The sequence below is a fragment of the Enterococcus salsurae genome, from assembly GCF_054784955.1.
The window spans coordinates 721,767-736,355 of record NZ_BAAHWY010000002.1 but is presented as its reverse complement, the minus strand read 5'-3'; the positions used below and the strand labels follow the sequence as shown (position 1 = coordinate 736,355).

General features: G+C 38.4%; 12 protein-coding genes. All 12 read left to right on the top strand.

The features are described from left to right. The first annotated feature begins 6 nt into the window (after positions 1–6). The gene (locus tag ACYVRS_RS07745; RefSeq protein WP_461197885.1) at positions 7–693 is read left to right on the top strand and encodes a prepilin-type N-terminal cleavage/methylation domain-containing protein; all 687 of its coding nucleotides are present in this window, start codon (positions 7–9) and stop codon (positions 691–693) included. Next, a complete protein-coding gene (locus ACYVRS_RS07740; protein ID WP_461203087.1) occupies positions 680–2,647 on the top strand; it encodes a hypothetical protein in 1,968 nt (655 codons plus the stop codon). The genes ACYVRS_RS07745 and ACYVRS_RS07740 overlap by 14 nt, the downstream gene beginning before the upstream one ends. Before the next feature lie 41 nt (positions 2,648–2,688). Then, positions 2,689–4,191, top strand: a complete 1,503-nt coding sequence (locus tag ACYVRS_RS07735) for a GspE/PulE family protein (protein ID WP_461203086.1) — start codon at positions 2,689–2,691, stop codon at positions 4,189–4,191. After that, positions 4,191–5,414 carry a type IV pilus twitching motility protein PilT gene (locus ACYVRS_RS07730; protein WP_312497898.1) on the top strand — a complete coding sequence of 408 codons (1,224 nt, stop codon included), beginning with the start codon at positions 4,191–4,193 and terminating at the stop codon, positions 5,412–5,414. The genes ACYVRS_RS07735 and ACYVRS_RS07730 overlap by 1 nt, the downstream gene beginning before the upstream one ends. After that, a complete protein-coding gene (locus ACYVRS_RS07725; RefSeq protein WP_461203085.1) occupies positions 5,414–6,625 on the top strand; it encodes a type II secretion system F family protein in 1,212 nt (403 codons plus the stop codon). The genes ACYVRS_RS07730 and ACYVRS_RS07725 overlap by 1 nt, the downstream gene beginning before the upstream one ends. A gap of 203 nt (positions 6,626–6,828) precedes the next feature. Then, the gene (locus tag ACYVRS_RS07720) at positions 6,829–7,296 is read left to right on the top strand and encodes a type II secretion system protein (RefSeq protein ID WP_313537005.1); all 468 of its coding nucleotides are present in this window, start codon (positions 6,829–6,831) and stop codon (positions 7,294–7,296) included. 48 nt (positions 7,297–7,344) lie between these two features. Continuing rightward, positions 7,345–8,127 (top strand): prepilin peptidase, encoded by a 783-nt coding sequence (locus tag ACYVRS_RS07715; protein ID WP_313537003.1) that lies wholly within the window; start codon positions 7,345–7,347, stop codon positions 8,125–8,127. Between the two features lie 73 nt (positions 8,128–8,200). Beyond that, on the top strand, positions 8,201–9,226 hold the full coding sequence (gene pilM / locus ACYVRS_RS07710) for a type IV pilus biogenesis protein PilM (RefSeq protein ID WP_461203084.1): 1,026 nt from the start codon (positions 8,201–8,203) through the stop codon (positions 9,224–9,226). Between the two features lie 3 nt (positions 9,227–9,229). After that, positions 9,230–9,817: a hypothetical protein gene (locus ACYVRS_RS07705; protein WP_461197880.1), complete on the top strand. Its 588-nt coding sequence runs from the start codon at positions 9,230–9,232 to the stop codon at positions 9,815–9,817. Positions 9,818–9,876: 59 nt separating this feature from the next. Further along, entirely contained in the window at positions 9,877–10,413 is a 537-nt protein-coding gene (locus ACYVRS_RS07700; protein WP_461197879.1) for a hypothetical protein, read from the top strand. Beyond that, the gene (locus ACYVRS_RS07695) at positions 10,406–13,258 is read left to right on the top strand and encodes an InlB B-repeat-containing protein (protein ID WP_461203083.1); all 2,853 of its coding nucleotides are present in this window, start codon (positions 10,406–10,408) and stop codon (positions 13,256–13,258) included. The genes ACYVRS_RS07700 and ACYVRS_RS07695 overlap by 8 nt, the downstream gene beginning before the upstream one ends. Positions 13,259–13,301: 43 nt before the next feature. After that, positions 13,302–14,351 carry a coiled-coil domain-containing protein gene (locus ACYVRS_RS07690; protein WP_313536995.1) on the top strand — a complete coding sequence of 350 codons (1,050 nt, stop codon included), beginning with the start codon at positions 13,302–13,304 and terminating at the stop codon, positions 14,349–14,351. The last annotated feature ends 238 nt before the right edge of the window (positions 14,352–14,589 follow it).

The following is a 14,589-nucleotide window of genomic DNA, read 5'->3' as shown; positions in this document are numbered from 1 at the left end:
GGAATCATGCGTAAACTCTACAAAAATGAGAATGGATTCACTTTGGTCGAAACATTAAGTGCTTTAGTGATTTTAGGGATTCTGGGTGGAGGGATTATAGGTATTTGTTTACAAATCATGAGTATTTCGACACTCCAAAGTAAAAAAATCGAATTTCAACAAATCAGTAATAATATTGTTCTTGAGATGGAAAAAATCAGTCAAATAGATGGATTGTATGAACAGGCTGGTTATCTAGGGAAGTATGTAGGGGTTCCTTGGAATGACGCGCATATTATCAAGGTTTTAAATACAGCTAGTGAGTTAGAAGAAATTGATAAGATGGCTGAAGGTGCGCATCAAATTGGACTTACACATATCAATGATAATTTGAACCAAACGATAACGTATTTTGGCATAAAAGATGACACAATAAAAATAAAAATTTTTCAAAATAAGAATGAGCATGACGTTACAAAAACAATTTATTCCTTACCTAATTACCGTGACTCTTTTTCAATACAAACGACAGCATTAATTATATTTTATCAAGGTCAAATTGCGTTTAGTCAATACTACAATACACATACAGGTCTTTGGAATTTCAATGATCTAAGTACTTTAGAAAATGTCTTATATGCGAGAAAAACAACGTTTACATATCGAGATAACTCGAAAGCGAGAGGGGATGTTCCAGGTAGTGGCAAGTGGTAAAAATGAATCTGGAAGTATTTTGATTTTTTCTCTTGGATTATTGATTTTATGTGCGGCAATGATTGGTGGGATTTTTGCTGTATCGCGGATCGTATATGCCCAAATAACGAAAGTTGAAACGTACAAACGAATCCAAGATATTCAAGAATATGCTATTCAAGAAGGAGCCACACAGATCCAAAAACAAATCGATGAGTACCTTCGAGGATTATCAACGATTAGCTTCGGTAATGATTCAAATAAACTCAGTCAAGAAATAGAAAAATTATTCAGTGATTTCTTGGTAACAGAAAATAATATCGGCAGCAAGGGACAATATTCTTTTGAAGTAGAAATTGAATCAATCCATGCGAATCAGATTAACCCATATATTTTGGGTATGGACGATGGGCGATTCGGATGGGTAGAAGACACTTCAACAGTCGACCAAACAAATGCGACCAATGTTGCGCTTAATTTCTCTATTCAAGCATCAGTCGAAGAAAAAACACCTACTGAAGTAAAAAAAGAGTCAGCATCGAGCACGTATATCTTTGAGGTTCAGTGGAATGATATCGATGCGTCAATCGATGGCATCGAGTTGGATGTATGGCGCAATATTGGATATTCTCATTATCTACCAAACGGCGCAAGCTATCTATCCGCAGATGAGTGGGGCAAGAAGATGGTTGATAATTATCAATTTAGTAAAAGTTTGACAACTTTTGACTTTGCAGGATTTGATCCCTTCACCGTGACTACGCAAGGGTATCAAAGAGGTCGACTCATAGACTATACAGACGGCGTACGACTTGATTTTTCAGGAGCAAAGACGTTAAGAAATCTGCTCCGTTTTGATGGTTCATTTTTCTTTGAACAGGGTGTGCAGTTAGCAGGTGGTGGTACAAACGCTGCCTTGGTGGTAGAAAACTTGCTTGCAATCAAAGATGGGGGGCACAAGGAGCACTTTATTAGAGATTTGACGATTGAAGCAGGGAATGGCGCCTACATCAATTTCGCGCACAATGATGCATCATTATCGATGAGCGGGCAAACGGATTTTCATACTAGTGGACTTCTTTTGACGAATACGCAAACGAGTCAATATGATCAGAAAGCTGGATTAATACTGAACAGTGGTGGGCTGACGATCGATACCATAGAGAGCGCAAAAACTTTTTCATTTGGAAGTTATACAAGTGAAGCAACCAATCGCTCTCCACAAGACTGGTCTTGGCGAGAATTTATTAAAGGATCGCTGTTGATCTCTAGTTCTGAGCTTTATGCGGGACCATCGACAATATCAGGTGAAGCAACTAATGGGCAACAGGAAGTACGAACCATTGATATTGACGGTAATTTTCTTTTAACAAATGCTAGTTGGCAAGATAATGTTGGAGGGTTTTCCTATTTCCAAGGTCAAGATGAACATACACTAACGCCATACCCAGCTGCTTCTATTATACTAGATGGCCCCAATACAAATATGCAGATCAAAGGTGTTAGCTTCATAGATGCACCAAAAGTCAATCGACAAGCATCACCATTCGAAGATGCAGCGCTTCAGCAGTCGGTTTTGTACAACGATTCAGAATATTGGAATCGTATTGAATTGAAAAATGGCGCATCGATGGTTATGGGGTATACGGGAATTGAACCATTTCATCTATCACTTGAACAAGATAGCTTATTTAAATTCAATTTACTGCCAAATTTGATATTTTTTGATCCGACATTCCTCACAACAGCTTTGGTACAAGGAACCTTAGAAGGAAAAGTTGTTGTCGAGGTAAATAGCCAAGCAGATATGAATCATTTGAAAGCCATATTCGATGAGATGAGTATTCCTAATAGTGTGAAAGAGACGGTAGGAAGTGCATCAAATGGTGAGGTAACGATCATAGTAGGACATTCTAATATCAATACAACAGCTACACAAGTGATATCAAGAACTTTTTCATATCTCGAGTTATGAAAATATCAATGATAAGAGGAAACTTTATAGGAGTGAAAGTAGTGGAAAACGACCGTCAACCAAACGAATGGCTCAATGAGAAAATAGCAAAAGAATTGCTTGACTTGATTCCGAGATCATTTGCTTTAGAACATACTGTCATCCCAATCAGACGAGACAGTAATAATCAGCTGCACGTGGCGATCAATAATCCTTTCAATTTTTCGGCGTTGAATGACCTGCGCCTGAAAACCGGCATGTTGATTATCCCTCAAAAAGCCAATGAAGCAGACATCCATCAAGCGATTATCAGAGAGTATCCTTCTGAGATCAATATAAATGAATTTGGTGATGGAGAAATAGAGGCAGAGACAAATGAAGAACAAGAAGATACGCCGATTATCAAATTAGTCAATAGTTTGATTCAGGAAGCAATCAATCACCAAGCCAGCGATATTCATTTTGATCCACATGAAAAATTTGTTTCGGTGCGGATGCGCGTTGATGGCGTTTTAAGGGAAATAGAGAAACTTCCTAAGAATATTCAACCATCTGTGAATTCAAGGCTGAAAATCATATCCGATTTAGATATTACAGAGAACCGGGTTCCTCAAGATGGCAGTGCGCAAATGAAAACTGGTAAGAGAATCATCGATCTTAGACTATCTATATTGCCAACGATTCATGGAGAAAAAGTTGTTATCCGTATCATGGATCGATCCATCGGTATTCGAAATCTCGAAGATTTCAATTTCAAAAACGAAAGATTGGTTCTCTTTCGTCAATTGTTGGCACAACCCCATGGCATTATTTTGGTTACGGGGCCAACTGGATCAGGCAAGTCTTCTACATTGTATGCAGCTCTGAATGAATTGAATGACCCCAAAAGGAATTTGATCACTGTTGAGGACCCTGTTGAATATCAACTAGGAGGAATCAATCAAGTTGCCGTCAATGCGAGTATCGGAATGACATTTTCCAGTACATTGCGCGCTATGTTGCGTCAGGATCCTGACATCATCATGGTTGGAGAGATACGAGATAGTGAGACGGCAGAAATTGCTATTCGCGCTTCCATGACTGGCCATTTGGTATTATCAACGATTCACACCAATAATTCTGTGACTACCATTAGTCGTCTTATTGACATGGAGATCCCGCCTTTCCTCGTAGCAAATTCATTGACGGGCATCTTATCACAGCGATTGGTCCGCACAGTGTGCCAAAATTGCAAAACAGCCTATCCAATTTCTGAGGAAGAAAAAGTGATTCTCAATAGATATGGACGAACAAGCGAACAGCTCTATAGAGGACAAGGGTGTGTGAAGTGCGCCTATACAGGTTATGCAGGGCGAATTGCGATACAAGAGTTACTGATCGTCACAGCTGCCATGCGCAAAATGATTACAGAAAATGTGAACAGCGATGAAATGATCCGGTACTTAAAACAAAAAGGGATGCCCTTCTTGGCAGATGATGCAATCGACAAAGTAATTGCAGGGTTTACAACCATTGAGGAAGGAATGAAAATCATTGCAACAGAAGGGAGCTTAGTAAACGAGTGATGGAAAAAGAACAGAAGGAACTTGTCGATAATGATTCGTTTCAAAATTGGCTGAAACAGCAAAGTGAGGCAAACGAATTCATCGCTATTCCTGAAGAAAAATCAGTAGAATTTTCCAATAAGAGCAAACAAGTCCCCTTAGTAGAAAGAAAGTCTCAATTAGTATCTAAAAAGAATGGGCATATTCTTCTAAATCAGTGGTTAAGCAATATGAACAGCAATGATGCATCCGATCTTCATTTAATTGAGAATTCACCACCAATCTATCGTATCCATGGAGATTTATTGCCAATTCCAGAAGAAGAAAAAATGAGCGACGCACAAATAACTGAGATGGCACAATTTATTTGTACAGAAAAACAATGGCAAAAATATTTGGCAAATGGTGAAGTGGATTGTGCGTATATGATTGACCAAGTTGGCCGTTTTCGCGTCAACATCTTTCGGCAAATGAAAACCACATCGATTGCTTTTCGTTTGATTCCCACAGATATTCCCGAATTGTCTAGTTTGGGTGTCCCTGAAATATTGAAAAATCTCACCTATCGCAAACAAGGATTATTCTTGGTGACTGGCCCAACAGGCTCTGGTAAATCTACGACATTGGCTGCCATGATCAACTTCTTGAACGAAAACAAGCGGTGTCATATCTTAACTTTGGAAGACCCAGTTGAGTTCGTCCATCGCCATAAGAAATCAATTATATCTCAACGAGAAATCGGTCGTGATACGGACTCATTTGCTAATGCATTGAAAGCCGCTTTGAGGCAAGATCCAGATGTGATCCTAGTCGGAGAAATGCGTGATTTCGAAACGATTCAGATTGCACTCACGGCAGCAGAAACAGGTCATATTGTTTTTGGTACGTTGCATACCTCCAGTGCCCCTGCCACTATCGAAAGGGTAGTGGATGTCTTTCCAGGTATTCAGCAAAGCCAAATCCGTTCTCAATTGGCTAGCTCATTGATTGGTGTGTTGGCGCAATGTTTGTTGCCCACAGCAGATGGCAATGGGCGCGTAGTAGCTACCGAAATGATGGTCAATTCAAAAGGGATCGCCAATATCATACGTTCGGGGAAAACCCATCAAATTGCGAATATGCTGCAAATGTCCCGTGGAGAGGGGATGCATACTATGCAAAGTAGTATCGAACGATTGGTGCGAGAACACCGTGTAAGCCCAGAAATCGCATCTCTCTATCTGGAAGAAGGGAGTGATCAGTAATGGCTATGTTTCGTTACGAAGGAATGACTGTTACTGGAGAAAAGGTGCAAGGGAATATTCATGCAACCATAGAAAGCGACGTCTATAACCAACTACGCAAGAAGAAAATCAAAGCAAAGGTCATCCTTCGCAGAGAAGAAAATTTAGCAACAAAGGAAATCAAACTCTTTGATCGTGTCCCATTAAAACAGTTGTCTTTTTATTTGCAGCAAATGTCGACGTTGATCAATGCAGGTATCAGTGTATTAGATGCATCCACGATGTTAGAAAATCAAGTCAAGGAAAAACTATTCCATAAAGTGTTGACTGAAGTACGTAAGGATTTGGAGAATGGGGAACAGCTGTCAGCATGTTATAAGAAACATCCCAATGCTTTTCCAGGACTGTTGGTGAACGTCATTGCAGTAGCAGAAATGTCGGGTTCGTTGGAGATCAATCTTCAGCAAATCGCTGGTTATTATGAAAAACGCTTGGTCAATCGCAGCAGCTTGATCACTGCCATGGTTTACCCCATATTGATGTTGGTTGCTTCTGTAGGTGTAGCGATTTTCTTAATGGTTTCGATCGTACCGATGTTTATACAGATGTTTAAAAGCTTCGATGCACCACTGCCGCCAATTACGATCGTCACGATTGCAATTAGTGATTTTTTGAAAAACCAATATATCCTTATTATTGGGATTGTACTTGCATGTGTTATTGGTTCATTTTCAATCAAGTACCATCCAGGATTGGCTTTTAAAGCAGATACATACAAACTAAAACTGCCTTTTGTTGGAGAATTGATTCAAAAAAATGATTTTTCAGTATTTTTGATGACTTTGTCTACTTTATTGAGTAGTTCGGTGCCGATGGTACAAGCACTCAAAATGAGTAAAGAAAGTGTTAGTAATTTGTATATTAAAGAAGTGATCGCAAAGTGTGAACTTGAAATCGCTCAAGGCGGGAAGTTAAGTCAAGTTTTCCTAGCATCTCATGTGACACCGCCGATTCTCTCTCAGATGGTCCAAATAGGGGAGAGAACAGGTGCTTTAGACAGTATGTTATCAAAACTCAGCATTATTTTCGAACGTGAAGTCGATGAGGTATCAAAGCGAGTAAAAACTGTGATGGAACCATTGGTAATGGTTATCATTGCCGTTATCGTTGGGTTCATTGTGGCAGCGATCATGCTGCCAATGTTGTCCGTATATACATCGATCCAAGGATAGTAAATAGGTTTGTTACATTCTAAATCCTCACCAAATAATAGGTACCAATGACTGCTTTAACCGTGTGTGAGGCATGCGTTCATTTCATAAATTGAAGATGAGACAAGACAGTCATTAGCAACTTTTTCTAGTGTTATTATATCGTCTACCCCTACAGACGATTTAATATAAAAAATAAAATGATGAAAACAAAGGAGTAAGTTATGAACGAATTGGTATTGCAAAAGGAAAGCAAAATGAAAGAGTTTTTACAAGATGAGAGTGGCTTTACATTGGTCGAATTATTAGCAGCAGTTGTGATCTTGGCGATCATTTCGGCAATCAGTGTAGTAGCGATCGGACAAGTGATTCAAAATGCCCGTGAAGATGCTGGGATCGCTGATATTCAACAAGCGATGAACGCTGCTCAGTTATATGCATCAACTGAAACCAGTGGTGGGGACAGCGGAACGTTCAATTTAGGTACAGTTGTAGGTCAAGGTTATTTAAGTACAGCTTCAAACACGTGGAAAGATTTAGATACTGTCACATTTGAAGCACAATCTAATGGTGGGTTAATTGTCACTGTTCCGGCTGGATCTTTGACCGCAGGAGCAAAAGACAACAAACCATTCTCAGGTGACCAACAACAAGTTCTTGATTTAGACCGCGACGCACTATGGAATGATTAGGCACTTTTAGTATTAAATAGATGATTACTTACAGAAAAAAGGAGTTTTATGATGGAAATCAGTCAGTTGCAAGACTACAAAAGTATTGGTTATATTTTTTTCTTCCTATTAGGAACGTGTATGGGGTCTTTTTTTCAAGTTGTAGGTTATCGAGTGCCTAAGAAAGAAACATTGATGGGAAATTCTTGTTGCAACCATTGTGGTGAAAGATTGCGAGGATGGCAATTAATACCGGTGATTTCCTTTCTTTTTCTAAAAGGTAAGTGCTATTATTGTCACGCTAAGATTGGGTGGGTCCACCCAATCTTAGAATGTTTGATGGGCATATTATTTTGCAGTACAGCCTTTTTTTTACAACTGTCAACAGAGACAATTGTTGGGCTCACTTTAGTCAGTCTCTTGTTTACGATCAGTATTTCGGATGCGCTATATCGTATTATACCGAATAAGGTCCTTGTATGTTTCCTGATCATTGGCATGATCGAACGGGTCTTTATTCCGCAAACTACTTATTGGTGGTATCCGGTAGCAGGGCTTTTATTGGGCTTTGTACCGCTATTTATGATTCGAATGATCAGAAATGATGCGATTGGAGGTGGGGACATCAAATTATTCGCAGTGATTGGTTTATTTGTTGGACCGATCGGATTATTGATGTCGATCGTACTCGCTTCTTGTCTTGCATTAATTTGGTATGTATCGATGTACTTCCTCAAGAAGAATAAGGACAAGTATATTGCCTTTGGTCCATTTATAGCAATTGGTTCTTATATCGTTTATTTCATTACATCTGGGCAATGGGCATTTATGACATATTTGATCAATGGGTAAACACCAAGAATTAACTAAAGTAGGAAGAAACACTTTGGCTAATTGTTGGTATGACTGAAGAGGGAGAGAATGAATGTTACGAAAAAAAGAACAAATAGGCATAGATATTCAAAAAAATATTTTGCGTTATTGTATGGTGCGCAATGGTCGCTGGTTGTTTGGGGAAAAGCTCACAAAGACAACCTTTTTAAGAGAAAATCAATTGGTGAACAAAAGAGCCTTAGAAGAACTATTATTTGATATTTTTCAAGAATTACAAGTGAAAAATCCTAGAGTGGTTTTAGCGGCACTAAATTCAAAGTTATTGATCCGTCAAGTCCCACTAAAGGAGATGGAAACAGAAAAAGAGATCCGAGAATTTCTTTTCTTTGAGTTAGGCGCTTCGATCCCTCTGCCATTTGAAGACCCTATTTTTGACTTGTTGATTTTGAATCCGCCGAAAAAGAGCAAAGTAAAAAATAAGCGGGCAAAAGGAAAGACGAGTTCCGCACCCACTAAAAATATACGGACGATTGAGCGCAATCGCTTTGCTGTCAATGGAAATGTTCCGATCATCGTTACATCAGAAAAATTATTAGAGCAAGTCGGTGAATCAGTAAACATAAGTGGGGGACATCTTACGGGAGTTGATTTTAGTGCATTGGCTTATACAAAAGTATTACATCATGGCATCAACCTAGGAGAATGCTTTGTTTTAGTCGAAGTCAATTACGGCGAAGCAACAATTACCATTTTTGAAGCGCTTGTCCCAGTCTATATGCAGTATGAAGTATACAATCCTGGTAACTGGCATTTTAAAGAAGTGGACGGAGAAATTGAAATTGGGTCTTTAGATGAGCAATCAGCGCTGAAAGAGTTTGGTGTACTTATCAAAAATGTGATTACATACTTTGAAACTGAAGTATCAAAAAAGAGCAAAGTTGCACATGTCTATGTAGTAGGCAGCCATCCAAAACTTATTGAAGATGTATATGCGATGATTCTCGTGCAAACTGACTTACCTACAAGCGTGCCGCAAGTCCCATTTTTGCAAGATGCGGACACAAGAATGCCGCATCATTACTTATTAGCTGCTAGTCTCGCACTGAAAGGAGAGTAAAAAATGAATATTAATTTGCTCCCACAGAAGTTTTACATCAATCAAGCAACATCTTTGATCGTTTTGGTTGCTGGTGGCAGTTTGATGCTGATGGCAGCTTTATTGGCTGGTATGATCTTTTTGTCAAATCGACAATTGACACAATTAAGTTTTGCAAATCAACAGATACAGATGGAAGAAACGATTTTACGTAATCAGGTGATGGAATTAGAGTTAGAACAATCAGCAGATATTCAATCCTATTTGATTGATTACAAAGAAGAAAATGTTCTGGTCCATCCAATTATCACATCTTTTGAAGAAACAGCAAATCTTTTGGATTTAACGATCAACAGTTATCAGGTAATGATTGCTGATCAACAAGATCTTAGTATGGTTAGTCAGACGGGAGAGCTTTTGTATACGCCTATTTCGATGGTCGTTCAAGGTGATCTTTTTGATAGTATGCCACGCTTCAAAACAGAATTAGAAAAAATGGCTCTGGTTTATGATGTGCATCCAGTAAAAAATGTTGTCAACACGGATGGTGTTGAATCTGAATTTTTGATCAGATTAAGAAAGTTAGAATATGAGATGAGTGATGAAAGTTGAACCAGCTAGTATTTACAAAAAAACACATGATTTTCGCGGGAACGGTAAGTGTTTTTTGTTTGTTGATTATTTTTTTTGCTTGGACTTTTGCAGTTCAACCCAATTTAAATAAAGTACAAGAGGCACAAGCAGACTTAGAACGTTCTCAAGTGATCGTCAAGGGATTGCAAAATGAAATAGCCGTTTTGAAGGAGAATGATACGCTGCTTGAATCTGGTGTGATAACAGAAATACCGCAAATTGCTAATGGTGTTGATTTTGAAGAATATTTTCAAGAATTGAAAACGATCGATCAAACACTGGCTATTGAGTTTGTCTCTATCCAATATGAATTTCAACAACTTTATCCAGAAATGATGAGTGCTGAAAGACAAGTTCGCAAGGCGTTGTTGAGTATAGATTATGTTGGTGACACAGCCGAAGACTTGTTGGCGTTTGTCCAACGTATCGAAGAATCTTCGCGTTTTGCGAAGGTGAGAGAATACAGTTACCGAGCAAATACACTACGAAATACGTCTGATTATTCATATTCGGCCACGATTACGATAGAAATGCCATACGTGTCCACATTTGAAACAGGAAAACCGATTGAATGACACCCGGTTGAAGAACAACAGCTTAAAACAAAATCAATCAAGAAAAGGGGCGGTTGCAATGAAACATCATTTGGTGAAAAAAATAATCAAAGTCCTGCTTGCAATAATTATATTGCCTATTCAGGTGATAACGATGAATCCTGGACAGGCCCAATCATTAATGGAAAATCAGAATAATACAAGCAATATAAAAGATTTGTTGGCGGTAAACACGCAAGGTGCATTTGCCAAAGAAGGCACCGCGGTCATAGACGAAAAAGATGATGACTTCCAAGAGATCACTTTCAGTACAGATACGTATAAAGGACAAACCGATCAGACCATGTTCTTGGAGATTCAAAAATCTAAGCCTGTAGATTCTTTTACGATCAGATTACCTGAAGAAGCTGAAGTTGATAAGAATCACCTTGAGAACGATTTTACGATCGAGCATGAAGATGGGGAGTATTGGCGTCTCTATACAAATGCTGAGAAGGAAATGATTTTATTACCTGTAATTTTTACCAAGACAGGCGAATATTTTATCTCCGTGGATGACGACAGCAATCATATGTATTTTGAAATCACTGAACGTGTGGATAGAACGAATCTGCCAATAGAGGTGAAAGAAGACAGTGACTTAGAGATTCCAGAAGAGTTGATTACCATTGAAGAAGCACGCATCCTCGATCAAACTTTAGATGCATCAAGATCCACCTCCTCGATCACAAATTGGCGTCAGTTTAGAAGTGCATGGAATAGTTCAGTGAGTGTAATCAATATTGGCTATAATTCAATCACATATTCACCAAGTATTTTGGGTGATTCGTTAAATCAACGAAGATCTTCCGTGTATCTCACCTCTGAATCACCCAATCTTTCAGTCAGTACAGGCCCGCACAACTTTGTCTTATTGGATGGAGTAACATTTAGAATAAATGTCACACTAACTAGTAACGTCTATCCAGGTGTAGGTGTTTATAGTGGGGTGTTTATAGACGCCACAGGGTCAACTGTGATTCTAGAAGATGGGGGGCATATTATGCCAAGTCTCACTGCAACAGCAGTTAGTTTGAATGGCTCCTCTACCTTGGACTTTGGTAAAGGGGATAAGCCAAGAAGAATTATTTCCACAAATGGGAATGCTGTGGCAGTAGATCGAACTTCGCGTATTATAATGGAAAGTAAAGGATCAATCATATCAAATGGCGCAAATAGCACTAGGTTTGGGGCAGTAAATTATGATGCAAGGGTTATTATCAAAGCGAACAATGTGATGATGGCAGGTGCTGGCAATGTCTTGATGAGTGGAGGAAATTATACATTTAGGCCATTGAGTAATTTTAATCAATCTTGGAATCATGTTGATGCACAAATATTTAATGAAGAAATGATTACAGCAATAAGTTCTCCAGATGATTTTGGTAGTCGATATTTAGCAAATCATAGGTTAGCAGGCTATCAGTCATTGCATACTGAAGCAACAGCGGCTGAAGGATTTGTTCCATCAGCTATAGAGTATTCCTTGAAAATAGTAGCGTTTCCCGAAGCAGGTGGTCAGCCAACAACAAATAGAGAGAAGCTTGAGACCGGCGGTAAAGCGACCATTACCGCCAGGCCAAATAAGGGATACCAGTTCGTCAAATGGGAAATTGTTTCCGGCTCTGGAAGCAGTATTGCCAATGCAATGGTACAGGAAACTACATTTACTATGGGATCAAGTGATGCGGTTGTACGTGCAGTCTTTGAAGAAGAACCGCCACCACCAGTTATCCATACATTAAGGTTGCAAGGAAACCCCAATATCGGAGGAGCCCCAACTGCAAGCCAAACAAAATTAGCGGAGGGTGAAATTGCAACGATTCAAGCTAGACCAAATAGTTGGTATACATTCCTTCGTTGGGACTTTGTTTCTCTTCGCGATACTTTGCAGACAAATACGATAGCAACTATTTTTTCAAGTGAAGAAATGGATGTATCCTCTGATACTTTTAATTATACGCAATCATTTTTTGGACGTACGAGTGTTGCTTCACATAATGGTGCACAAATCAATGATCGAACAAATCCAACCACTACAGTCAAAATGGGGACAGGAGATGAAATCATTGAGGCTGTGTATGAACGTAAAAGTTATCAGTTGTCAGTGTCTGCAGAGCCCAAAGAAGCTGGAAATCCGAAAGCGACCCAATCGTCTTTTGATGATAAAACTGTGATTCAGTTAGATGCTGATGTCAATCCTGGCTATGAATTCGTGGAATGGGTATTGGTTGAAGGAGGAAACTATGCCGAAATCGATGTGAATGATTTGAAAAATCCCCATGCACAATTAGTTGCAGGTCTGATTCACAATGATACATCCGGGGATATTATGCTTCAGGCTAAATATCGTAAACTTGAGCCAGCAGAGGTAACTGTAATCTATATAGATAAAGATAAAAACCATTTATTGCCTAGTGAAGTGATCAAAGGGAATTATGGTGATTCTTATACGGCAAGACAAAGAGAGATCATTGGGTGGCTATTGAAAGATATCCCTGAAAATATAACAGGGACCATCACAGAAGAGAAACAAACAGTTACTTTTGAATATGAACGAAATAATAACCCAACTGGGGATATTTATTTGAATGTCGTCAATAGTCGGTTGAACATTTATTATGCAAATGTCAACAATTTCACGATCTATATAGATGGAGAGATCTATGAAACGTATTCAGTAGCTAATAGACCAACTGTTGAATCAATTGTACTAGATATACCAGTGAATGAAATTCGAAATAAAATTTCAATTGAGTACCGAGATAGAAACAACCAGTTAGTACGCGCGTACTGGAATGATAATTGGGAATTTTTGGATAGATAATAGTACAGGGAAAGTGAAATCAATTGAGGAAGTGGAAGAATAAATGAAAAAAAAGAAACACTGGCTTTCATCAGAAAATCTAATCGATGAAATTAACAATGTCTCTATAGAAGACCTGCAAAACTATGAGTCCATGGAAGGTCATCGCATGGCAGAAAGCATACTAGTAGATGACATTCTTCCAAGTCAAACAGAAAAGGAAGAACAAGTCGAATTGACTAATGAAATAATTGACAATAATGAGTCAGTAAATATAGGTGTTGAGGGAATAAATGATTCCTTTTCAGAAGAAAAAGAGATAGAAATCGTAAAAAAACCAATCAAACTAGCGCGTGAAAGAGAAGTAGAAAATAGTTTATATGAGACGAAGAACGAAGAAAATAAGGCGCAAGAAGCGTCATTACAAAAACTGACCATGGCGATGAAAAGCTTGATTGATGAAAACGAAAAATTATTGGCGTACAAACTCTTTTTTGAAGAAAATCAAGTAACTATAGCTGAAAATCAGAATGATTTAAATGAAATTCAATCTGTTTTAGAGATTGCGCAACAAACGATTCAAACATTGGCGTCTAAAATTAAAGAATCAACCCAAATTCATCAGCAAAAAGAAGAAGCGTGGATTCATGAAAGACGAGAGTCCCAGCAATATCAAGCAGAGCAACAAGAACAATTGAAAAAGAATAACTTGGAAATAGATGCGCTAAAGAAATCCTTATTGGACCAAACGAGTCAATTGGATCAGAACGATCCGCAGCCAAGAGAATCCACAGAGGAACAGCATGATTTGCTTGCTATCATCTCGGATTTGCGTAAAGAAAATGCTGAGTTACAAGAAGAAATCAGTGAAGTATTGATTTTCGCTAGAAGGAAAGCAAATCGAACCCTTGAAGGAGCTAAGATCGAGTCTGAACGTATATTACGTGCAGCGGAAGCACGCATTGAAACCATCCAAGAGCGGGCCAAGCAAATCGTTTCCGAATTAAAGGAAGTGAGAGGGAATGTAGATGATTTATTTGATGGTTTAAATGATCAAATAAATCAATTGTCAGATAAGAAGATATTCTTTGAAGATGTGAATAATGGGATTTAGTAAATTTCTGTTTTGCTATTAAAATATTTCTTGCTCTTATTCCACAGGGATTGATGAGTGTTGAAAAATCAAATCTGGATCAAAATGACCTCATTCTGATCCGGATTTTTTGTTTACACTTTTCTCAAAATTGTTTTCTCCTGTTTATAGACTTCACTTATTAGTGAAATTTATGATTTTCTGTTCTTTTGCTTCTCTTGTAATATAAAAATTGTTTAAAAGAGAAAAATAAAATAAA

Coding starts and splice junctions, on each gene's coding strand:
- ACYVRS_RS07745 (WP_461197885.1), top strand. CDS start 7: ATGCGTAAACTCTACAAAAATGAGAATGGATTCACTTTGGTCGAAACA.
- ACYVRS_RS07730 (WP_312497898.1), top strand. CDS start 4,191: ATGGAAAAAGAACAGAAGGAACTTGTCGATAATGATTCGTTTCAAAAT.
- ACYVRS_RS07720 (WP_313537005.1), top strand. CDS start 6,829: ATGAACGAATTGGTATTGCAAAAGGAAAGCAAAATGAAAGAGTTTTTA.
- ACYVRS_RS07715 (WP_313537003.1), top strand. CDS start 7,345: ATGATGGAAATCAGTCAGTTGCAAGACTACAAAAGTATTGGTTATATT.
- ACYVRS_RS07705 (WP_461197880.1), top strand. CDS start 9,230: ATGAATATTAATTTGCTCCCACAGAAGTTTTACATCAATCAAGCAACA.
- pilM (WP_461203084.1), top strand. CDS start 8,201: ATGTTACGAAAAAAAGAACAAATAGGCATAGATATTCAAAAAAATATT.
- ACYVRS_RS07725 (WP_461203085.1), top strand. CDS start 5,414: ATGGCTATGTTTCGTTACGAAGGAATGACTGTTACTGGAGAAAAGGTG.
- ACYVRS_RS07690 (WP_313536995.1), top strand. CDS start 13,302: ATGAAAAAAAAGAAACACTGGCTTTCATCAGAAAATCTAATCGATGAA.